Source organism: Paraburkholderia sp. SOS3 (assembly GCF_001922345.1).
GTDB lineage: Bacteria > Pseudomonadota > Gammaproteobacteria > Burkholderiales > Burkholderiaceae > Paraburkholderia.
This window is the reverse complement of the sequence record NZ_CP018812.1, coordinates 2,871,115-2,890,360: the sequence shown is the minus strand read 5'-3', so window position 1 is coordinate 2,890,360 and position 19,246 is coordinate 2,871,115. Positions and strand designations below refer to the sequence as shown.

At 64.9% G+C, this 19,246-nt stretch carries 18 protein-coding genes and 1 pseudogene; 12 read left to right on the top strand and 7 right to left on the bottom strand.

Features of this window, described 5'->3' with window-relative positions; genetic code table 11:
• Positions 1-4 precede the first annotated feature (4 nt).
• Together hpnK and BTO02_RS32895 are read left to right on the top strand one after the other, a co-directional pair.
• The gene (gene hpnK, locus BTO02_RS32900) at positions 5-856 is read left to right on the top strand and encodes a hopanoid biosynthesis-associated protein HpnK (RefSeq protein ID WP_075161121.1); all 852 of its coding nucleotides are present in this window, start codon (positions 5-7) and stop codon (positions 854-856) included.
• Positions 853-1,899, top strand: coding sequence for a lysylphosphatidylglycerol synthase domain-containing protein (locus BTO02_RS32895; RefSeq protein WP_075161120.1), 1,047 nt, complete (start codon positions 853-855; stop codon positions 1,897-1,899). Before hpnK ends, BTO02_RS32895 begins: the two co-directional genes overlap by 4 nt.
• Positions 1,900-1,906: 7 nt before the next feature.
• Here the strand turns inward: BTO02_RS32895 and BTO02_RS32890 are convergent, their stop codons facing one another.
• From BTO02_RS32890 to BTO02_RS32880, 3 genes are all read right to left on the bottom strand, one after another.
• Positions 1,907-3,028 carry a lipocalin-like domain-containing protein gene (locus BTO02_RS32890; protein WP_075161618.1) on the bottom strand — a complete coding sequence of 374 codons (1,122 nt, stop codon included), beginning with the start codon at positions 3,026-3,028 and terminating at the stop codon, positions 1,907-1,909.
• A gap of 145 nt (positions 3,029-3,173) precedes the next feature.
• Positions 3,174-5,804 (bottom strand): FtsX-like permease family protein, encoded by a 2,631-nt coding sequence (locus tag BTO02_RS32885; RefSeq protein ID WP_442953474.1) that lies wholly within the window; start codon positions 5,802-5,804, stop codon positions 3,174-3,176.
• Positions 5,805-5,820: 16 nt separating this feature from the next.
• Positions 5,821-6,522 carry an ABC transporter ATP-binding protein gene (locus BTO02_RS32880; protein ID WP_075161616.1) on the bottom strand — a complete coding sequence of 234 codons (702 nt, stop codon included), beginning with the start codon at positions 6,520-6,522 and terminating at the stop codon, positions 5,821-5,823.
• 275 nt (positions 6,523-6,797) lie between these two features.
• Between BTO02_RS32880 and BTO02_RS32875 the strand changes: the two genes are divergently transcribed.
• The 3 genes and pseudogenes from BTO02_RS32875 (at position 6,798) to BTO02_RS34905 (ending at position 8,057) form a co-directional block, all read left to right on the top strand.
• Positions 6,798-7,394 (top strand): short chain dehydrogenase, encoded by a 597-nt coding sequence (locus BTO02_RS32875; protein ID WP_075161119.1) that lies wholly within the window; start codon positions 6,798-6,800, stop codon positions 7,392-7,394.
• Positions 7,395-7,418: 24 nt separating this feature from the next.
• Positions 7,419-7,787, top strand: a pseudogene (locus tag BTO02_RS34910) (DUF2784 domain-containing protein); the annotation flags it as partial.
• 63 nt (positions 7,788-7,850) lie between these two features.
• Positions 7,851-8,057 carry a hypothetical protein gene (locus BTO02_RS34905; protein WP_198039355.1) on the top strand — a complete coding sequence of 69 codons (207 nt, stop codon included), beginning with the start codon at positions 7,851-7,853 and terminating at the stop codon, positions 8,055-8,057.
• A gap of 163 nt (positions 8,058-8,220) precedes the next feature.
• Here BTO02_RS34905 and BTO02_RS32865 read toward each other — a convergent pair whose 3' ends face one another.
• Entirely contained in the window at positions 8,221-9,399 is a 1,179-nt protein-coding gene (locus BTO02_RS32865; protein ID WP_075161118.1) for an acyl-CoA dehydrogenase family protein, read from the bottom strand.
• A gap of 161 nt (positions 9,400-9,560) precedes the next feature.
• Here BTO02_RS32865 and BTO02_RS32860 point away from each other — a divergent pair, with 161 nt between their 5' ends.
• The 3 genes from BTO02_RS32860 to BTO02_RS32850 all read left to right on the top strand — a co-directional run bounded on the left by BTO02_RS32860 (position 9,561) and on the right by BTO02_RS32850 (position 13,122).
• The gene (locus tag BTO02_RS32860; RefSeq protein ID WP_075161117.1) at positions 9,561-11,075 is read left to right on the top strand and encodes an aldehyde dehydrogenase family protein; all 1,515 of its coding nucleotides are present in this window, start codon (positions 9,561-9,563) and stop codon (positions 11,073-11,075) included.
• Between the two features lie 480 nt (positions 11,076-11,555).
• Positions 11,556-12,719: a porin gene (locus BTO02_RS32855; protein ID WP_075161116.1), complete on the top strand. Its 1,164-nt coding sequence runs from the start codon at positions 11,556-11,558 to the stop codon at positions 12,717-12,719.
• Between the two features lie 235 nt (positions 12,720-12,954).
• Complete coding sequence (locus BTO02_RS32850) at positions 12,955-13,122, top strand: hypothetical protein (RefSeq protein WP_156884050.1); 168 nt, start codon at positions 12,955-12,957, stop codon at positions 13,120-13,122.
• Positions 13,123-13,220: 98 nt separating this feature from the next.
• Here the strand turns inward: BTO02_RS32850 and BTO02_RS32845 are convergent, their stop codons facing one another.
• Positions 13,221-13,631, bottom strand: coding sequence for a DoxX family protein (locus tag BTO02_RS32845; protein WP_075161114.1), 411 nt, complete (start codon positions 13,629-13,631; stop codon positions 13,221-13,223).
• 53 nt (positions 13,632-13,684) lie between these two features.
• Positions 13,685-14,410: a pirin family protein gene (locus BTO02_RS32840; RefSeq protein ID WP_075161113.1), complete on the bottom strand. Its 726-nt coding sequence runs from the start codon at positions 14,408-14,410 to the stop codon at positions 13,685-13,687.
• 205 nt (positions 14,411-14,615) lie between these two features.
• Between BTO02_RS32840 and BTO02_RS32835 the strand changes: the two genes are divergently transcribed.
• Positions 14,616-15,506 carry a LysR family transcriptional regulator gene (locus BTO02_RS32835; protein ID WP_075161112.1) on the top strand — a complete coding sequence of 297 codons (891 nt, stop codon included), beginning with the start codon at positions 14,616-14,618 and terminating at the stop codon, positions 15,504-15,506.
• Here the strand turns inward: BTO02_RS32835 and BTO02_RS32830 are convergent.
• Positions 15,487-16,467 carry a DUF72 domain-containing protein gene (locus BTO02_RS32830; protein ID WP_083615496.1) on the bottom strand — a complete coding sequence of 327 codons (981 nt, stop codon included), beginning with the start codon at positions 16,465-16,467 and terminating at the stop codon, positions 15,487-15,489. The two genes, BTO02_RS32835 and BTO02_RS32830, sit on opposite strands and share 20 nt — an antisense overlap.
• Before the next feature lie 223 nt (positions 16,468-16,690).
• Here BTO02_RS32830 and BTO02_RS32825 point away from each other — a divergent pair, with 223 nt between their 5' ends.
• From BTO02_RS32825 to mctP, 3 genes are all read left to right on the top strand, one after another.
• Positions 16,691-17,203: a hemerythrin domain-containing protein gene (locus BTO02_RS32825; protein WP_075161111.1), complete on the top strand. Its 513-nt coding sequence runs from the start codon at positions 16,691-16,693 to the stop codon at positions 17,201-17,203.
• 223 nt (positions 17,204-17,426) lie between these two features.
• On the top strand, positions 17,427-17,624 hold the full coding sequence (locus BTO02_RS32820) for a DUF3311 domain-containing protein (protein WP_075161110.1): 198 nt from the start codon (positions 17,427-17,429) through the stop codon (positions 17,622-17,624).
• Positions 17,621-19,108 (top strand): monocarboxylate uptake permease MctP, encoded by a 1,488-nt coding sequence (mctP, locus tag BTO02_RS32815; protein WP_075161109.1) that lies wholly within the window; start codon positions 17,621-17,623, stop codon positions 19,106-19,108. The genes BTO02_RS32820 and mctP overlap by 4 nt, the downstream gene beginning before the upstream one ends.
• Positions 19,109-19,246: the final 138 nt, after the last annotated feature.

The window sequence follows — 19,246 nt, the reverse complement described above, 5'->3', positions numbered from 1 at the left end:
CGCCATGCCACCGTCCGGCCGCGCGCTGATTCTGACCGCCGACGATTTCGGCCTGCATGAGCGCGTCAACGACGCAGTCGAGCGCGCGCATCTGCACGGCGTGCTGACCGCTGCGAGCCTGATGGTCGGCGCGCCGGCCGCACGCGATGCGATCGAGCGCGCGCGGCGTTTGCCGCGCTTGCGCGTCGGTCTGCATCTGGTGTTGGCCGACGGCGCGGCAACCTTGCCGCGCGGCGACATTCCCGCGCTCGTCGATGCGCAGGGCCGTTTCGGCGACAACATGGTGCGCGACGGTTGCCGTTTTTTCTTCCTGCCTCACGTGCGCACGCAGCTTGCGCGGGAAATTCGCGCGCAGTTCGAAGCATTCAGAGCGACCGGCTTGCCGCTCGATCACGTCAATACGCACAAGCATTTCCATCTGCACCCGACGGTGCTCTCGATGATCCTCGCCATCGGCCGCAACTACGGCATGCGCGCGATGCGGCTGCCGTACGAAGCGCATTCGCCCGCATGGATCCGGCCGTGGATGGCGAGCGTGCGCGCGCGCCTGAGGCGCGCAGGTATTGCGCACAACGATTACGTCGTCGGCATTGCGCATACGGGCGGCATGGACGAAGCCGTGCTGCTGGAAACCATCGCGAATCTGCCGCACGGCGTCGGCGAAATCTATTGCCATCCGGCCACGGCGGGCGACACCGCGCTGTCCGACGGCATGCGCAGCTATCGCCATGCTGACGAACTGAATGCGCTGCTGTCGCCGCGAGTCGCATCGGCGCTGCGTGCGGCGGGCGCAACGTGCGGCGGCTTCGGCGATGTGTTCGGCGATGCGCTGCCCGAAGCGGCGGTACTGTCATGAAGTGGCTGCGTTTCGTGGGCTGGCCGGTCGGGATCGCGATTCTGATCGCGCTGACGCTGCATGTGCGCGTCGGCGAAGCGGTCGAGATGATCCGGCACGCCGGTTGGCCGTTGCTGCTGCTCGTGCCGCTGCATCTGCTGCCGCTGCTGCTCGACGCACAGGCGTGGCGGTTATTGCTCGACCGGCGTGCGCCGCTCGGTTTTCTGCTGTGGGTCGCGACCGTGCGCGAAGCGGTGAACCGCTTGCTGCCCGTGGTCGGTATCGGCGGCGAAGTGATCGGCATCCGGCTTGCGCAGTGGCGGGTCGCGGACGGGAGTTTCGTGAGCGCGAGCGTGATCGTCGAAGTGATCGTGACGCTCGCGGTGCAGTACGCGTTCTCCGCGATCGGCATCGTGCTGATCGTTGCGTCCGCGCAAAGCTCAGGCGCCTGGCATGCGATCACGCTCGGTCTGCTGCTGTCGTTGCCGCTGCCGGCCGCGGCAGTCGTGTTCCTGCGGCGCGGCGGCATCTTCCATGCGATCGAGCGCTGGGCCGGGCGGCTCTTCGGCGAATCGCATCCGCTATTGCAGCGTATCGACGGCAAGCGTCTCGATGCCGACATCGACGCGCTGATGGTGCGCTCGGGCCTGCTGCTGCGCGCCTTCCTGTGGCAGCTCGCGGGCTATGTGCTCGGCGCGCTCGAAGCGTATGTCGCGCTCGCGCTGCTCGGCCATCCGGTGTCGGTCGGCGGCGCGGTCGCGATCGAGGCGATTACGCAAGCGGTGCGCCACGCGGCATTCTTCGTGCCATCGGGGCTCGGCGTGCAGGAAGCATCGGTCGTGCTGCTCGCGGAGATGTTCGGCGTCAGTCACGATGCGGCGCTGTCGCTCGCGTTCGTCAAGCGGATACGCGAGGTGATCTTCGGCTGTCTCGCGCTGATCTCGTGGCAAGCCGCGGAGATGCTGCGCCGCGTGGAAGAAGAGCGGCAAGGGCGGCTCGGCGCGGCCGCGCCGGTTGCAATGAAGCGAGTCGAGAGACCCAAACCCGTTACTTCGGAAAGCTGAGTTGCGCCTACAACCGCAGCCGCGCAACGTATCCGGTCAGTTCCAGATAGCCGCGCGCGAGCGGCTTCGCCGCTTCGTTCGAGGCCGTTGCTGTTGCTCTGGGCGCTGCTGACGCTGAGCCGCTCTGCGTTGCCGGTGTGGCCGCCGTCACCGTTACGGCGCCTTCCCAATACACCGCGCCCGTACTCGCGCGGCTATCCACCTCCTGGTCGTCGAAAAGGGGCGTCAGCGTCAGATGCAGATCGCCCGCATCGACGCGCATCGCCACCGGATAGCGCGCATCGGTATGCGGCGAGCGCCACCAGCGTAGCGGCGTGAACACGACGTCGGCCGGTGCGAGTTCATGCGACGATCCGTCCGCGCGCCGCAGCGTGCCGCCTGCCCAGAACTTACGGCCTGCCTTGTCGCGCATCTGGAAGGCCATCAGCGCGGCGCCATCGTCGAAATTGAGGCCGATCCAGTCCCAGCCGATCGCCTCATCGGCGAGATACGCCGACGACCATTCGTGATCGAGCCACGCGATACCTTGCACGGGCTCGGCCTTGCCGCCCGAGGTGCGATTGCGCGTGAGCATGCCGCTCACGTGCAGCGCCGGTTCGCTGTAGTAGTAGCTCGCCTCGCTCGCAAGCGGCCCTTTCCGGCTATAGCCTTGCGCGCCGTTGAGCAGCACGCGCTGCGTCGGCTGCATCGCGAACTCCATCACGAAGTCGGCGGCATCGATGTCGACCTTGTATGCGCCGTTATGCGTATCGCGCACGAACGACCACGCGCCGATCTGCACGCTCGTGTCCGCTTCGCTCGCCTGCGCGAGACCGAAGCCGCTGCGCGCCGAGCGCTGATCGTGCTGCAGTTTGCCCGCTTGCGGGTCGCTGAGCGCGACGTTCGCGAACAGCAACTGACGCGGCGCGAACCGGCTCGGATTCGCCTCGTCGAGTGCGGGCCGCGAGCGGAAGAACGTGACCTGGAAGCCGAGCGCGGTGCGATCGGCGGCGAACAGCCATCCGGTCGCGTACCACCATTCGGTGCGGTACTGCGGATGCGCGCCGAAGTCGCGCGGAAACACGAGTGTGCGGCCTGCGGTGACGGGCGGATAGTCGGGTTCTTTCGCTAACGCGCGCTGCGCTCGCATCAGCGGCGGCAAGGACGCAAGCGAAACCAGGGGCAAAAGCGGCCTCAAAAGCGACCTGAAAGGCGACCTGAGCGCCACGACCGGCAGCAGCGAAGCAAGCGCGCGAGGCAATGCGAGGAATGTGCGGCGTTTCATCGTGGTCGGTTCACCAATCGTCGCGCACCGCGCGCACGGCATCGACCGACAGCGCGGAGCGCGCGCTCCACAATGCAGTGAGCGCGGCGGCCAGTATGACCGCAGAAGCGAGCGTCATGACGAGCGCCCACGGCATATGCAAAGTCATTGTCCAATGAAACGACTGCGGGTTCACGACATAGACGAGCACTGCCGCGATGCCCGTTCCGAGCACGAGCCCCGATGCGACGCCGACGAGCGCGACGAGTGCGCCTTCGATCACGAGCAGCGCGGCGATCTGTGCGCGCGTCACGCCGATATGACGCAGCACGCCGAACTCGCGTGTGCGCGACAGCGCCTGCGCGCCGAAGCTCGCGCCGATGCCGAACAGTCCGATCAGCACCGCGACCGCTTCGAGCAGATAGGTGACCGCGAAGCTGCGGTCGAAAATCCTGAGGCTCGCCGCGCGAATTTCACCGGGTTCGGAGAACGTGAGCCGATCGCCGCCCGCAACGCGCGCACGTATGCGCTCGACGGCCTGTCCGGTCGATACGCCGGACGCGGGCCACAGGGCGGCGTCGGTCGCGCGCGTATCGTCCGCGAGCTTGCGGTAGTCCGCTTCATCGATCACGACCGCGCCGAACTGCCGCGCGTAATCGCGCCAGATACCGGCGACCGTGAACGTCGCGGAACGGCCGCCGACCGGCAACACCATGCGATCGCCGACATGCAGGCGATACAGATCGGCCATCGCCTCGCTGACCCACGCGGGCCTCACGGCGTCGTCGTGCAGAACCAGCGGCGTGCCCGTCAGCGGCAGGCGCGCGGCCGGGTGACGCGGATCGATCGGACGCGCGATCAAAGCGACCGGCGGCAGATGCGTATCGAGCGTGATCTGCGTCGCGCGCAGAAATTCGCTGCGTTCGATGCCGGGCGTAGACGCGATCGCGGCCTGGTCCGCGGCGGATAGATATCCGCTGTCGCCGGCAGGCGCCGCGCGCAAGTAGAGCGGGGCGGGCAACAGCAGTTGCAGCCAGTCGTCGACGGCGATGCGGAAGCTCGACACCATGATTGCCATCGCCACCATCAGGCTGAAGCTCGCGACGATGCCCGCGAGCCCGATTGCCGCGCGCCCCGGCGCATGCGCCAGTTGCGCGAGTGCGAGCTGGGGCAACGCATGCTGCGTGCGCGGCAAGGCATCGAATACGATGCGCGCGATGGTCGGCATCGTGAGCACGCCGCCGATCAGCAGCAATGCGACGGATGCGTAACCGAACAGCGGCAGACCGTCGACGGCCGGCAACCGCGCGAGCGCAATGCCGATGCCGATTGCGCCAAGCGCGCCAATCAGCGCGCGCGATCGATGCAACTTCTTAAGGCTCGTTTCTTCGTCACCGGCTTTGAGTGCCTGTGCCGGCTGCGCGCGCGCCGCGTCGAGCGCCGGCGCGACGCTGCCGAGCACCGCGGCGCCGAGGCCGAGCGCGACGAACAGGCAGGCGGCCGCTGTGTCGAAATGCACCTGCGGGTGCACGCCTTCGAAGTAACCGCCGCCGAGATCACCGCCGGCGAAATGCAGCACGGCAGCCGCGACCGCATATCCGAGCGCGACGCCGGTCAGCGCGCCGATCACGCCTTGCACCGTGCCTTCGGCGACGATCAGCGCGACCACGCCGCGGCGCGTCACGCCGAGCGCGCGCAGCAACGCGAATTGCGTGCGCCGCCGCAGCGCGCCGAGCGCTTGGATCGTGAATACGAGGAATGCGCCGGTGAACAGCGCGACGAGTGCGAGCACGTTCAGATTCGCGCGATAGGCGCGCGACAGTTGCGAGGTGCGATGCGCGTTCTCGTGCGGCGAGACGGCCGCGACGCCGGCCGGCAGCTGCGCCGCGATGTGCTGCGCAAATCGCGCGGCATCGACGCCGGCCTTGAGCTTGACATCGATGCGCTGCAGCGTGCCGAGCCGTTCGAGCCGCCATTGCGCTGCGCCGATGTCCATCACGCCGACGCGCACGCTCGTGCCCGACGCGGGCAGCGTGCCCGCGATGCGCAACGGGACCTGCCGCAGGCCGACCTGCACCGTCAGTGTGTCGCCGACCTTGCGACCGCTCCATGCGAGCGCGGCGGGCGACAGAAACACCGTATCCGGCGAGAGCAGATCGAGCCGGTTTGCACTCGCGTTTGCGTTCGGGCCGTTGCCTGGGTTCTCGTTTGGGTTCGCCGGCTCGATGCGTCCGACCAGGTCGGGCGTGACGCGCGCCGCATGAAACACATCGACGCCGAGCAGTTTCAACGCGTCGGCGTGTCCGACGACGCGCGCATCGACTTCGACGACCGGGCTCGCGGCCGCGACGTCGGGCAGTTGCGCGATACGCGGATACAGCGATTCGTCGAAGCCGTTGCGCGGGCCGCGGATCGTGAGGTCCGCGTCGCCCGTCAGCGAATTGACCGTCGACGCAAGTTCGGACAATGCCGCGCCGTTGATCAATTGCACGGCATAGCCCATCGCGACGCCGGCTGCGATGGCGAGCATCGCGACGAGCGCGCGCAGCGGATGGCTGCGGCTTTCCCCGGCGATCAGCGCCGCCGCGGTCGACAGCATCGCGCGCGCGGAATTGGACCGCACTTTGGACGCGCGCGACAAGCGTTGCGGGATGTCGGCCATGGTCATCGCCTGCGGCTCATCGTGCGCGCTCTTCAGGTGGCAGATGCAGCGGCGCGTTCGGTGCCAGCCCGTCGCGCGTCAACCGCAGCACCCGATCGGCGCTCGCCGCGGCCGCTGTCGAATGCGTGACGAGCAGCACTGCGGCCCGCGACTCGCGCGTCATATCGAGCAGCAATCGCAGGATGCGCGCCGCGGTGTCGTGATCGAGATTGCCGGTCGGTTCGTCGGCGAGCACGAGGCGCGGCTGGTGGACGAGCGCGCGCGCGATCGCGATGCGCTGCAGTTCGCCGCCGGACAGTTCGCGCGGCAAGGTATGCGCGCGATCGGCGAGCCCGACCGACGCGAGTGCGGCCGCGACGCGCGCGGCGACATCGGCGGCCGGCACGCCATTGAGCCGCAGCGGCAACGCCACGTTCTGCGCGGCGGTAAGGTTCGGCAGCACGTGAAACGCCTGGAAGACAAAGCCCATGCGCGCACGGCGCAGCCGTGTCGCGCGATCGTCGTCGAGTGCGGCGAGATCCTGGCCGTCGAACACGATGCGGCCGGCGTCGGGCCTGTCGAGCCCTGCCGCGAGATTGAGCAGCGTCGATTTGCCGCTGCCCGACTCGCCGACGATCGCGACGCACTCGCCTTCCCGCAGTTCGAGCGATATGCCGTTCAGCACAGTGCGCGGCGGATTGCCAGGATAGCGCTTGACGACATCCGACAGGGTCAGCATGAGGTCGCGATTCGGACCGATCGTTTGAGTCATGTGCATGACGTCGCGAGTTGCAGGTTCAGGTGTGTCGGGTGGTTGCACGCGGGAACTCAGCGGAACAGAATAGTCGGGCTCCCGCATGGCCGCCGAAGCCCGATAGAACGATCAGACAGGGCAACACGAGGCTCGCGAAATGGATGACAGCGTGAATCGCCACGGGAACACGGCGCGGTTGTCGCGCGGCCATTGCGCGCTTACCGCATGCATCGCGATGCATCGTGAGTACAGGAGGCGGTATGCGCATACTGGTCGTCGGAGCGACAGGGCTCCTCGGTAAGGAAATCATCCAGCTGTTGTCTCCGAAGCATGAAGTAATCGGTGCGAGCCGCAATGGCCCGGCACTGAAAGTCGACCTGTCCGATCAGGCGTCGATCGTCGCCATGTACAACGATGCGGGGCCGCTCGATGCAGTGGTTTGCGTGGGCGGGACAGCAAAATTCGCGCCGCTCGGCGAGCTACAGGATAGCGATTTTGCCTTCAGTCTCGCCAACAAATTGATGGGCCAGGTGAATCTGGTGCGTTGCGGCATGCGGAAAATCGATCCGGGCGGCTCGATCACCTTGACGAGCGGCACGCTTGCGCAACATCCGATGCCGGGCGGCGCCGCCATCAGTCTCGTCAACGCGGGCGTCGAAGGCTTTGCGCGCGCAGCGGCACTCGAATTGCGCGGCATGCTGCGTGTGAATGTCGTGAGTCCGGGATGGGTGGCCGAAACGCTGCAGCAGATGGGCCGCGATGCATCGGATGCGGTGCGCGCGTCGGTCGTGGCGCAGGCGTATCGCAAGTGCGTCGAAGAGAACATAACCGGGCAGGTGGTGACGGCGGCGCGCTGAAGGTCGGGCGAGCGGACAGGCACGGTGACCGCGCTCGCCGATGCCGTGCTCGTCGTGCATGCGGCGCTCGTGCTGTTTATCGTCGGCGGGCTGGCCGCGATCTGGGTAGGCGCGGCTTTCCACTGGCGCTGGGTGCGCAGTCACGTATTTCGTGGCGTGCATCTTGCGGCGATCGGTATCGTCGCGTTGCTCGCGCTGCTGGGCGTCGCGTGTCCGCTGACCGTGCTCGAAGACGCGCTGCGTCACGATGCGGGCGCAACGCAAGGCTTCGTGCAGCGCTGGGTCGGCCGTCTGCTGTATTACGAATTACCCGCGTGGGTTTTCACGGTCGCGTACGTTGCGTTCGCGGCGCTCGTTGCGCTGACGTGGCGGCTCGTGCGCCCGGGCAGGAACGCGATGTGCGAAACCCCACCGGCAGGCGCAGTTTCTCAGTGCAATGCTTTTCGGGAGGTCATCATGAAATCTGAGGGCAGCAACGGCAATCTGCGCGCGTTCGTGCAGACCGCGGAGCGGGCAGGCGGGTTCGTCTGGGTCATCACGCTCGTCGATTTCGATGCGAAGAATGTGCGGCGGTCGCTGGTTTCCGACGAATCGTTCAGCACGGCAGCCGCTGCGAAGGACGCGGGCGAGGCACGTCTCGCGGGGATGAGCGAAGACCGGTGAGCGGGGCCGATGGGTTGGGGCCGTCGAATCGCTGCGATTGAGCTGCCGGGTTGACCGCTGCGTTGAACCGGCTGTGTCGAACCGGCTGTGTCGAACCGGTCATGCGGGTAGAGCCAACCTCACACCTGGTAGCGTGCCGACTGCGTGCGGCGCTCGCCCAGAGTCAGGAACCCGATACGATCGGATGACCGCGTTTTAACAGCAACTTTCCCGCCGACACATAGTGGCGCGGATGCACGGCCGCGTGCTGCGCGGCAACGTGCAGATCGCGCAAGCGGCGCTGCAGCGGCGAGCCGTCGTAGATCGCCGCGCCGCCGCCTAGCGCAAAGCACGCGTCGCCGATCTGCACGCATGTCCGCGCAATCCAGACCGCTGCCTGGGAGGCCTGCAGATACAGCGCATCGTCCTGTAACGTGCCTTCTAGCGCGCGCTGCCACAGCACGCGAACCTGAGTCTCGTGGAATGCGCGTGCCGCGCGCAGTTCGGCTTCGATACGTCCAAGATCGTGCAGGAAAATTTCCGAATCGCGCATGGCCGTCGCGACGCGAAACTGCTGGCGACCGGTATTCGCGAGCGCGACGATCGCATCGAGTGCGCCTTCGGCAATGCCAACCATCACGGCCGACCCCATCGGCGCGAGCAACGGCGCCACTGCCTGATAAAGCGGGCCCGCCACGCACGATTCGCCGTTGATGTGATCGAACAGATGGCTCGGGGGGACGGGCGCGTTCATCAGCGAAATATGGTGGCTGCCGGTGCCTTCGAGCCCTGCGACGCTCCACGTGTCCTCGATGCGCCACGCGCCGGCCGGCAGCATCATGCCGCGCATCGTCGGCGCGGTGCCCGCATCATTCGTGCCGCTTGCCGGCGAGCCATTTGCGTTGACGATGCCGATACCGAACATCCAGTCCGCATGCAGGCAACCGCTCGCAAATGCCCAGCGTCCGCTGCAACGCCAGCCTTCGGCTGTTTGCTCGAGCGTACCCGTAGGCTGCACCGCGCCCGCGATGATCACATCCGGGCCGCGGCCGTACATCTCGTCGAAAACCTTGCGCGGCAAACGCGTGGCGAAGAGCGGCGCCGTCGCGCCAATCCCGGCGAGCCATCCGATCGAACTGTCGATGCGGGCAAGCGCGCTGACCACCGCCATTGCGCCTTCGATATCGAGCTCGAGGCCGCCATGGCTGCGCGGCACGTACATGCGGAACACGCCGAGCGAACGCATCGTCTGCACGAGATCGGCCGGTAAGCGCCGTTCCGCTTCGATCTGTGCGGCACGAGCGGCGAGTTCGGATGAAAGGTCCCGGATTTCGGAAAGCATGCGTTGCGCAATGTCGTTCATCAATGCTCCTGCTCGTGGCCTTCCTACAAGAACATTCACCGCGCATCCGCTATTCCGCTCACCGAAGCGCAATGTGCTTTCGATTGTATTGCCCATGGAATAGGCGAGTCGCGAAAACGTCTACGTTATATCCCGACCAGCGAATCAGCGAGGAATAACCGATGAACGATCGAATCGAGGCGAATCAAGCCGCGCACGGCGATTTGTCGCCGCGCGTGCCGTCGAGCTTGCCGAAGGCGGGCGGACTCTACTGGGGTGGCAAATGGCACGCGCCATCGCGCGCCGCGACGCTCTCCTGCATGAACCCATCGACGGGCAAGCCGCTACGCGACGTGTTGAGCGGCGGTACCGAAGAAGTCTCGGCAGCCGTGGCCGCCGCGCGTGCCGCGCGCGACACATGGGCGCGCACGCCGCCGCTCGAACGGGCGCGCTGCCTGCGCGAGGCGGCGTCGCGCGTGCTCGGTCACGCGCAGGAACTCGCGTTGATCGATGCGGCGAATTGCGGCAATCCGGTCAACGCGATGATGTTCGATGCGCAGGCCGGCGCGAAGCTGCTCGAATACTTTGCGGGCCTCGTGCTCGAGATAAAGGGCGAAACAATACCGACATCGAATGGCTCGTTGAACTATACGGTGCGCGAGCCGCGCGGCGTCGTCGCGCGGATCTTCCCGTTCAACCATCCATTCATGTTTGCCGCCGGCAAGATCGCGGCGCCGCTTGCCGCGGGCAACACGGTCGTCGTGAAGCCCCCCGAGCAGGCGCCGCTGTCGACGATCCGCCTGATGGAGCTGCTCGAAGACGTGTTCCCGCCGGGCGTGCTCAATTGTGTGGTCGGCGGCCGCGAAGCGGGCGCGGCGCTCGCGAGCCACCCTGGCGTCGATGCGATCGCGCTGATCGGCAGTGTGCAAGCCGGCAAGGCCGTGCTGCGCGCGGCGGCCGATACGATAAAGCACACGCTGCTCGAACTGGGCGGCAAGAACGCGATGATCGTCTATCCGGACGCGCATTTCGAAAAAGCCGTCGCGGGCGCGATCAAGGGGATGAATTTCACATGGTGCGGCCAGTCGTGCGGTTCGACGAGCCGGCTGTTCGTACACGATTCGATTCACGACCGCTTCGTCGATGCGCTCGTGAAGCAGCTGCCATCGCTGTATCGCCCCGGCATCGCGACCGACATGCGCACGACGATGGGCGCGATGATCAACCGTACGCAGTACGAGCGCACGCTGCACTACATCGAAAAGGCGCACGAGCAGAAAGCGACGCTTGCCCTCGGCGGCAAGCATCCGGCCGAGCCGGCGCTTGCGGACGGCTTCTTTATCGAGCCGACCGTCTTCGTCGATGTGCAGCCCGATATGGCGATTGCCCGTGATGAAATCTTCGGGCCGGTGCTGTCGGTTTTTCGCTGGCGCGACGAGACGCAGATGCTCGCGACGGTCAACGGCCTCGAGGTCGGCCTGACAGGATCGGTGTGGACGCAAAACATCGATACCGCGCACCGTGTCGCGGCGGCGATCGAATCGGGCTATGTGTGGATCAACGATACGTCGACGCACATTCTCGGTGCGCCGTTCGGCGGCCACAAGCAGTCGGGACAGGGGCGCGAAGAGTCGAAGGACGAACTGCTCGAATTCACGAAGCTGAAAAACGTCAACGTGCTGCTCGGCGGGATCTGAGCGCCGCGACAGTTTTAAAACGCGCTTTAAAGGCCTTTTGAAAAATTATTGTCAGCTTTTATAAAGCCTTATCGCGCGTTTACAAAAACGCTTCACAAAAGAAAAAAGCGCGGCCTGAGCCGCGCAAATGCGTGGATATCCGCTGTCTACGGATATTGTGAAGCGAGTGCACTCTAGCCGGTCCAATTTGTCGCGGCTATTCGTTCCGTGAAATTACTTATTCTATTTTTCGCAATGATCCTCGGTGAAGCTTGATGAGGGTTATGCGCATGTCTGTTTTCGACCAGATCAGCGCGAATTTTCGCGGAAACGACCTGGATTGTTTCTTATTCCGATTCTATCTATTGATGGAAAGGAAATAATGCGCGAATTACTCGTGTCGCGCATCCGAGACGTGTCTTTTTGCCGTTTTTTACATTAATTCTTTGCACGGGTAGTCTGCGCTTCGCGTCCACTCAACTAAAAGTGCAAGGAGAAATAATGAAACGCACGACCTCCCTCTCGGTCATTTCGCTGGCGATGCTAGGTGCCGCCGGGGCCGCGCACGCGCAATCGAGCGTTACGCTCTACGGCACGATCGACACGTCGATCACGTACGTGAATCATGCTCAGGGCAGCCAGAACCTGTGGGCGCTCGGCAACTCCAGTAACGGCAACCTGTCCGGCACGCGTTGGGGCGTGAAGGGCAACGAAGATCTCGGCGGCGGTCTCGCGGCGATCTTCCAGTTGGAGAACGGCTTCAACCCGTCGACGGGCCAACTGGGCCAGGGTAGCCGTCTGTTCGGCCGCCAGGCATACGTCGGCCTGACGAGCACCCAGTACGGCGCAGTGACGCTCGGCCGCCAGTACGACCCGCTGATCGACCTCGTGCAAGGCATCACCGCAGACAACTACTTCGGCAGCGCATTCGCTACCGCGGGCGACGTCGATAACTACGACAACAGCTTCCGCGTGAACAATGCGGTCAAGTACGCATCGCCGGTGTGGTCGGGCTTCCAGTTCGAAGCAATGTACGCGTTCGGCGGCATCGCAGGCTCGACCGGTTCTGAGCAGTCGTACGCGTTTGCCGCGGCGTATAACACGGGTCCGCTGTCGTTGGCAGCCGGCTATTTCTACGCGGCGAACAGCCAGGCATCGGCTGCGGCTCGCGACACGTTCGCGAGCACGTCCGACGGCACGTTCGACGGTCCGATCAACACGGGTTACGCAACCGCTCACTCGCTCGCGATCGCGCGCGTCGCGGGCCAGTACGTGTTCGGGCCGTTCACGGTCGGCGCCGGCTACAGCAACGCGCAATACCGCCGCGACAATTCGTCGTTGTTCGGCGAGGACGAGAAGTACAACACGGGACAGGGCTTCTTCAACTGGCAGGCTTCGCCCGCGATGCTGCTCGGCGTCGGCTATAGCTACACGAAGTCGAACGGCGATACTTCGGCGACCTACCATCAGGTATCGATCGGCGCCGACTACTCGCTGTCGAAGCGCACCGATGTGTACATGACGGCGGCGTACCAGCACGCAAGCGGCGAGACGGGCGACGGCAACGGCGGAGCCGTGGCGGCGCAAGCGTCGATCGGTTCGTACGGCTACGCAGGCACGTCGACGCAGACGATGGTCAACCTCGGTCTGCGCCACAAGTTCTAAGCACCGCTTGCCGCGGCGCGGCGTCGGACCCGTTGGGTTCGCCGCAAGCGCGGATCGCGCGAATGGCGTGGAAATGAAGCGGGCGCGCTGCCTTCACGGGCAGCGCGCCCGTTTTTTTAGCGCGTGCGGGTTGATTTTGCATGCGCGCAATGCCGGTAGAATGGCCGCGTCGGGAACCGCGCCGGCCGCACGCGAAGCGCGGTGGGTGCGGCTCTCTCAAGCACGAGGTGCGGCGATGCGAACGGTCAAGGTTCAGCAGTTCACCGAAGAAGACGAAGAATTCTACGAGCTCGGCGACGAGACCGAGATCATGGTGACGGACGAAGAATGGCGCCGGCTCGAAGAGGCGCAGGAAATCATCTGGATCGACCGCCTGGGCGGCTTCTACTGTCTGGCCGAATAGGGTTCGGCCGCGGCGCGCAAACGAAAAGGGCGGCACGCTGGCCGCCCGAAACTTCGTTCAACCACAGCCGGCGCAGTGCGTTACGCCGCGTTCTACCGTTATCGCCTGTCGAACGAATACTTCCCCGGCCCCGTCACGGCCAGCAGCAACAGCCCGCCGATAATGCTGACGTTCTTGTAGAAATTGACCATGTTCGCGTACTGCTCCATGCCGGTCTGCGTCCAGAAGTGATGGCCGATCAGCGCGGTGCCGAGCGTATAGAGCGCGAGCAGCAACGCAAGCGGCCGCGTCAGAAACCCGACCGCGAGCAGCACGCCCACGCCCAGTTCCATCATGACGGCGATCGCGGCGGCCACCGACGGAGCTGGCGCACCGGTCGTCGCCATATACGCTTGTGCTGCGGAAAAGCCGGTTAGCTTGCTCCAGCCGAATACGACGAATAGCACCATCAGCAGCACCCGAGCGACGAGCAGAATCGCGTCGCGCCGTTGGTCGATCAGATTGTTCATGTTTGTTTCCTCTGCTTATATCGCTTGATAAATGGCGATCGCGACCTGCGCGTTCACGACCACAGCTCCGACACTTCGTTGTTGCGCAGGTCGAACACCAGCACTTCCGCGTCGTCGCCGGCGCTGAAGCTGAGCTCGCGTTCATTGCGAATGCGCGCGCCGTCGCCTTCGGTCAGGCGCACGCCATTCACGGTGATCGCGCCGCGTGCGACATGCACGTACGCGTAGCGGTTTGCGGCGAGTTCGATGTCGGCCGCTTCCGCGCCGTCGAACAGGCCTGCGTAGACGCGCACGTCCTGACGCACTTCGAGCGACCCGTCGGCGCCGTCGGGCGAAATCACGAGCCGCAGCTTGCCGCGCTTCTGCTCGGCCGCGAAATGCTGCTGCTGATAGCGTGGCGTCGCGTTCTTCACCGAAGGCACGATCCAGATCTGCAGGAAATGCACGAGCTCGCTCGCCGAGTGGTTGAACTCGCTGTGCGCGACGCCGGTGCCGGCGCTCATCAGCTGGATATCGCCGGGGACGATCACCGAGCCCGTGCCCATCGAGTCCTTGTGTTCGAGTGCGCCTTCGAGCACGTACGAAAAGATTTCCATGTCGCGGTGCGGATGCTTGCCGAAGCCGCGGCCCGGCGCGACACGGTCGTCGTTGATCACGAGCAGGTCCGAGAAGCCGATCTGATTCGGGTCGTAGTAGCTCGCGAACGAGAACGTATGGTGCGAGTCGAGCCACCCGTGATTGGCGTGGCCGCGTTCGTTGGCGTGTCTGATTTCAATCATGGCGATCTCCGTAAGAGGTGCGGTTTCAATTCGGGCGTGTCAGAAGCCACACGCGTTGAAACGAAGTTTAGGTCAATTAGAGAGGCTATAATCGACATGAAACGCGATTGACTGTCCTCATATAGTTGACAATAGAACGTGAAATCCAACGCGAAATGGACGTCGACGCGCCCCGCCGAAACAGGCGCCGAAGGGAGCCAAGCCGATGCAACTCGATGACCTGAGAATCTTCGTCGCGACCGTGGAGGCGCGCAATTTCACGGCCGCGGCAGACCGTTTGCAACTGTCGAAGCAGTTCGTCAGCCGCCGCGTGATGGCGCTCGAGGCGAGCCTTGGCGTGCGGCTGCTCGTGCGCAACACGCGCAAGCTCGCGGTGACCGACCTCGGCTACGAGTTCTACGAGCGCGCCACGCGCATCCTTGCCGACGTGGCCGACGCCGAACTGGCGATGTCGTCGCAGCGCGCGTATCCGCGCGGCCTGTTGCGCGTCAGCGCGCCGTTGTCGTTCGGCATGGTCCACCTGTCGCCGCTCGTCGGCGCGTTTCTGAGCTCGAACCCCGAGGTGCGCATCGATATGGAACTGAGCGACCGTGTCGTCGATGTGGTCGGCGAGGGCTACGACATGGCGCTGCGCATCGGCACGCTCGCCGATTCGACGCTGATTGCCCAGAAGCTCGCGGAATTCCGCATGATCGCCTGCTGCAGCCCGGTCTACCGCGACACGCGGCGTCTGCCCGTGACGCCGGCCGACCTCGCCCGGCACCCGTGCCTGCTGTACGGGGAGGAGGCGCGTACCGGATGGCGGTTCGAGATCGACGGCGCGGTGCGCCATATCGAAGTGCACGGGCCGTTGCGCGCGAACAACGGCGAGGTGATTCGCGATGCGGCGATTGCGGGCACCGGCGTCGCGCTGCTGCCGGAATTCATCGTCGAGGGCGCGCTGAAGAACGGGCAGCTCGTGCCGCTGCTCGAAGCGTTTGCGTCGCCGCCGATCACGCTCTTCGCCGTGTATCCGCAGCACCGGCAAAGCTCGGTGACGATCCGGGCGTTCACGCAGTTTTTGCGCGAACGGTTTGCTAAGGGGCCGGGCGCCTGACCGGCACGCCCTGCTTGCGCCCGCTGTCTTTGGTGCTTGCCACGTTGCCGCGGCGCACGAGAGGTATTTCAGGCTCGACGCCGAGCCGCTCCATCAGACGTTGCGCGTCGAACGGCGCCTGCGTTTTCGTGTCGTTGTCGAAGTAGCAGAAGACGTCGCGCGTCGAGCGTTTTCGCGGCGGCCTGTCAGGCGCGATCAGTTTCGCATCGGCCGGCTGGCCGCCGTGCGCCCATGCCTCGATGCGTTGCGCCCACGTGTCGAGCGCCGCGTCGTCGTACGAGCCCGAGTAGCGCGCGCTCGTGCCGTGCAGCCGCAAATAGACGAAATCGGCCGTCAGGTCGTCGACGTGCGGCCAGTCTTCGGTCGAGTCGGAAACCACGAGCGCCACGCCGTGCTTGCGCAGCAGCGCGACGAACGCGGCGTCGACGAAGCTCGGGTGCCGGATTTCGATCGCATGCCGCAGGCGCCGCGGCCGGTCGATGGCGAGATACGGTTCGCGTACGCGCTTGTCGTGCCGGCGGGCGAGGTCGAGCGCGCCTTGCGTGTCGCGCGGCAGCATCGCGAGAAAACGCTCGAGGCGCTCCGCGTCGAAGCGAAACGAAGGCGGAAACTGCCAGAGAATCGGCCCGAACTTCTCGTTGAGCGCCAGCATCCCCTGCGCAAAGAAATTCGCGAGGCCTGCGCGTGCGGCTTCGTCGCGAAAGCGCAGCATATGCGTGAGGTAGCGCGCGCCCTTCACGCTGAACACGAAATCGTCCGGCGTTTCGTCGTACCACTTCCGGTAGCTGTCGAGCGACTGCAGGCTGTAGTGCGTGCCGTTGATTTCGATCGTCTGCACCGCGCGCGACGCGAACTGCAATTCGTCCGCCTGTCGAAGGCCTTTTGGGTAGAACGTGCCGCGCCATCCTTCATATCGCCAGCCCGATATGCCGATCTGAATTTTTGCGTTGCGCGTGGTCACGATTCATTGCTCCGAGCGTAAGACGACGCGGGTCGCCACGGATGCGAGAACGGCCCAGCACGCTTTATTCCCGCCCGTCTCGCGCGCTGCGCGGCCGTGGAACGTCCCTTGCGCATTGATTACGCGAGCGCCGTCGACGGCGCCAGGAACGCGCCATCGAGCGCACTCGACAACCTCGGGCAAGGCCTACGGATGCGCCCGACACCGACCCACAGGAGCCACGATGAGCACCGCTACCCCCGATAAAGCGACCACCGATGCGATTGCGCTGCTGAAAGAAGACCACCGCGCGGTCGACAAGCTGTTCGAGGCATTCGAACGCGCCGCCGATGACGACCTCGATGCGAAGGGCACGCTGGTGCAGCGCGCGTGCGAAAAGCTGACCGTCCACGCCATGGTGGAGGAGGAAATTCTCTATCCGGCGGCTCACGACGCACTGAGCGGCCGCGACGTGATCGATGTCGACGAAGCCTATGTCGAGCACTTTCTCGTCAAGACGCTGATCGCGCGCTTCGATACGCTGAAGCCGGGTCAGCGCGGCTTCGATGCGACCTTCAAGGTGCTGACCGAGATGGTTCGCCATCACGTCGAGGAAGAGGAGAAGACGCTCTTTCCGGAGTTGCGTCAGAGCAACGCCGATCTCGGCGCGCTCGGCAAAAAGCTCGCGGCAAGAATGGAAGCGTTCGAACAGAAGCTCGAGGCGGCCGGCAGCCGGATGGTCGGCGACAAGACCTGATGCCGGCGTAGTGCTTTGCGCGGCCCGCGGCTCACCCCCGCGGGCCGCGTCGCGTCATGATGCAGCGCACGAGCCCGTCCCTTTACTAAACGTAGGCATTGACGAACAAATTCCTGGATAATGCGCGTACCTTTGCGCGGGGCTGACCGAACGGCGAGGCTCAGGCCTTGCCGCCGACGCGGGGAATAATTCGTTTTTCCTATATAAATCAAGAGGGACAATCGTGGAACCATCAGATCAGGCCGGCCGTTCATGGCTCTGGCTCATATTGCTGATCCCCTATATCGCGCTGTTGTGGTTGCCTTTCTATAACGACACGCGCCCATCTTTCGCCGGCTTTCCGTTCTTTTACTGGTATCAGTTCCTGTGGGTTCCGCTCACGTCGCTGCTGATCTACGTCGTCTACCGAGGTATCCGATGAGCGACCTGAACCCCGTCAACCCGGTTGCGATGACCGTCTTCATCGCCTTCTTCGCGCTCGTTACGATAGTCGGCTTCCTCGCTGCGCGCTGGAAGCGCGGCGATCTCACGCAACTGCACGAGTGGGGCCTCGGCGGCCGCCAGTTCGGCACGATCATCTCGTGGTTCCTCGTCGGCGGCGACTTCTATACCGCTTACACGGTGATCGCGGTGCCCGCGCTCGTCTACTCGGTCGGCGCGTACGGCTTCTTCGCGCTGCCGTACACGATCATCGTCTATCCGTTCGTGTTCGCGGTGATGCCGAAACTGTGGAAAATCGCCCATGCGAAAAACCACATCACGGCAGCCGACTACGTGCACGGCGAGTACGGCGGCAAGTGGTTCCCGGCGGCGGTCGCGCTGACCGGCATCGTCGCGACGATGCCGTATATCGCGCTGCAGCTCGTCGGCATGCAGGTCGTGATCAAGGGCCTTGGCGTATCGGGCGAACTGCCGCTCGTCATCGCGTTCGTGATCCTCGCGCTCTACACGTACACGAGCGGTCTGCGTGCGCCGGCGATGATCGCGTTCGTCAAGGACATCATGATCTACATCGTCGTGATCGCGGCAGTCTGGCTGATTCCGCAGAAGCTCGGCGGCTATGGTCAGGTGTTCGATGCGGCCGATACGTACTTCAAGGCGAAGGGCGGCGCGACCGGCATCATCCTGAAGCCGACGCAGTTCACCGCGTACGCTTCGCTCGCGTTGGGCTCGGCGCTTGCCGCGTTCATGTACCCGCACACGATGACGGCCGTGCTGTCGTCGTCGTCGCAGCAGACGGTGCGCAAGAATGCGATCTTCCTGCCCGCGTACACGCTGCTGCTCGGCCTGATCGCGTTGCTCGGCTATATGGCGATCGCCGCCGGCATCCACGTGAAGTCGGCTTCGGACGTCGTGCCCACGCTGTTCGGCACGCTGTTCCCGTCGTGGTTCGTCGGCTTCGCCGCAGCGGCGATCGCGATCAGCGCGCTCGTGCCGGCCGCGATCATGTCGATCGGCGCAGCGAACCTGTTCACGCGCAACCTGTGGCGTCCGCTCGTGTCGCCGAACATGGCGCCTGCGCAGGAAGCGTCGACGGCCAAGTTCGTGTCGCTCGTCGTGAAGTTCGGCGCGCTGCTGTTTATCGTGTTCCTGCCGACGCAATACGCGATCGACCTGCAACTGCTCGGCGGCGTGTGGATTCTGCAGATCTTCCCGGCCATCGTCTTCACGCTGTACACGCGGCGCCTCAATACGCCGGGCCTGTTCTTCGGCTGGCTCGTCGGCATCGTGCTCGGCACGGGGCTCGCGATGTCGCAAGGTCTGAAACCGGTGTTCACGCTGCATGTCGGCGATTCGAGCTGGCCGCTTTATATCGGCCTGATCGCGCTCGCGGCGAATATCGTCGTGACGTTCGTCGTCTCGGTGGTGACGCCGAAGCGCTCGGCGCTCGGCGCGAATGCCTGATCGTTAGCCGTCTGCGCGCACCGTGCCGGATCACAGCCGCCTTCGGGCGGCTGTTTTCGCTTTTGCGCACCGCATGGGTTGCGGCCGTCGTTTCAACGCAAAAACGCGGGCCTATGCGCGCTGGTTTGGTACGATGCA

Excerpts from the sequence above, each read along its gene's own strand:
- hpnK (WP_075161121.1), top strand. The coding sequence starts at position 5 with ATGCCACCGTCCGGCCGCGCGCTGATTCTGACCGCCGACGATTTCGGC.
- BTO02_RS32895 (WP_075161120.1), top strand. The coding sequence starts at position 853 with ATGAAGTGGCTGCGTTTCGTGGGCTGGCCGGTCGGGATCGCGATTCTG.
- BTO02_RS32890 (WP_075161618.1), bottom strand. The coding sequence starts at position 3,028 with ATGCGAGCGCAGCGCGCGTTAGCGAAAGAACCCGACTATCCGCCCGTC.
- BTO02_RS32885 (WP_442953474.1), bottom strand. The coding sequence starts at position 5,804 with ATGGCCGACATCCCGCAACGCTTGTCGCGCGCGTCCAAAGTGCGGTCC.
- BTO02_RS32880 (WP_075161616.1), bottom strand. The coding sequence starts at position 6,522 with ATGCTGACCCTGTCGGATGTCGTCAAGCGCTATCCTGGCAATCCGCCG.
- BTO02_RS32875 (WP_075161119.1), top strand. The coding sequence starts at position 6,798 with ATGCGCATACTGGTCGTCGGAGCGACAGGGCTCCTCGGTAAGGAAATC.
- BTO02_RS34905 (WP_198039355.1), top strand. The coding sequence starts at position 7,851 with ATGAAATCTGAGGGCAGCAACGGCAATCTGCGCGCGTTCGTGCAGACC.
- BTO02_RS32865 (WP_075161118.1), bottom strand. The coding sequence starts at position 9,399 with ATGAACGACATTGCGCAACGCATGCTTTCCGAAATCCGGGACCTTTCA.
- BTO02_RS32860 (WP_075161117.1), top strand. The coding sequence starts at position 9,561 with ATGAACGATCGAATCGAGGCGAATCAAGCCGCGCACGGCGATTTGTCG.
- BTO02_RS32855 (WP_075161116.1), top strand. The coding sequence starts at position 11,556 with ATGAAACGCACGACCTCCCTCTCGGTCATTTCGCTGGCGATGCTAGGT.
- BTO02_RS32850 (WP_156884050.1), top strand. The coding sequence starts at position 12,955 with ATGCGAACGGTCAAGGTTCAGCAGTTCACCGAAGAAGACGAAGAATTC.
- BTO02_RS32845 (WP_075161114.1), bottom strand. The coding sequence starts at position 13,631 with ATGAACAATCTGATCGACCAACGGCGCGACGCGATTCTGCTCGTCGCT.
- BTO02_RS32840 (WP_075161113.1), bottom strand. The coding sequence starts at position 14,410 with ATGATTGAAATCAGACACGCCAACGAACGCGGCCACGCCAATCACGGG.
- BTO02_RS32835 (WP_075161112.1), top strand. The coding sequence starts at position 14,616 with ATGCAACTCGATGACCTGAGAATCTTCGTCGCGACCGTGGAGGCGCGC.
- BTO02_RS32825 (WP_075161111.1), top strand. The coding sequence starts at position 16,691 with ATGAGCACCGCTACCCCCGATAAAGCGACCACCGATGCGATTGCGCTG.
- mctP (WP_075161109.1), top strand. The coding sequence starts at position 17,621 with ATGAGCGACCTGAACCCCGTCAACCCGGTTGCGATGACCGTCTTCATC.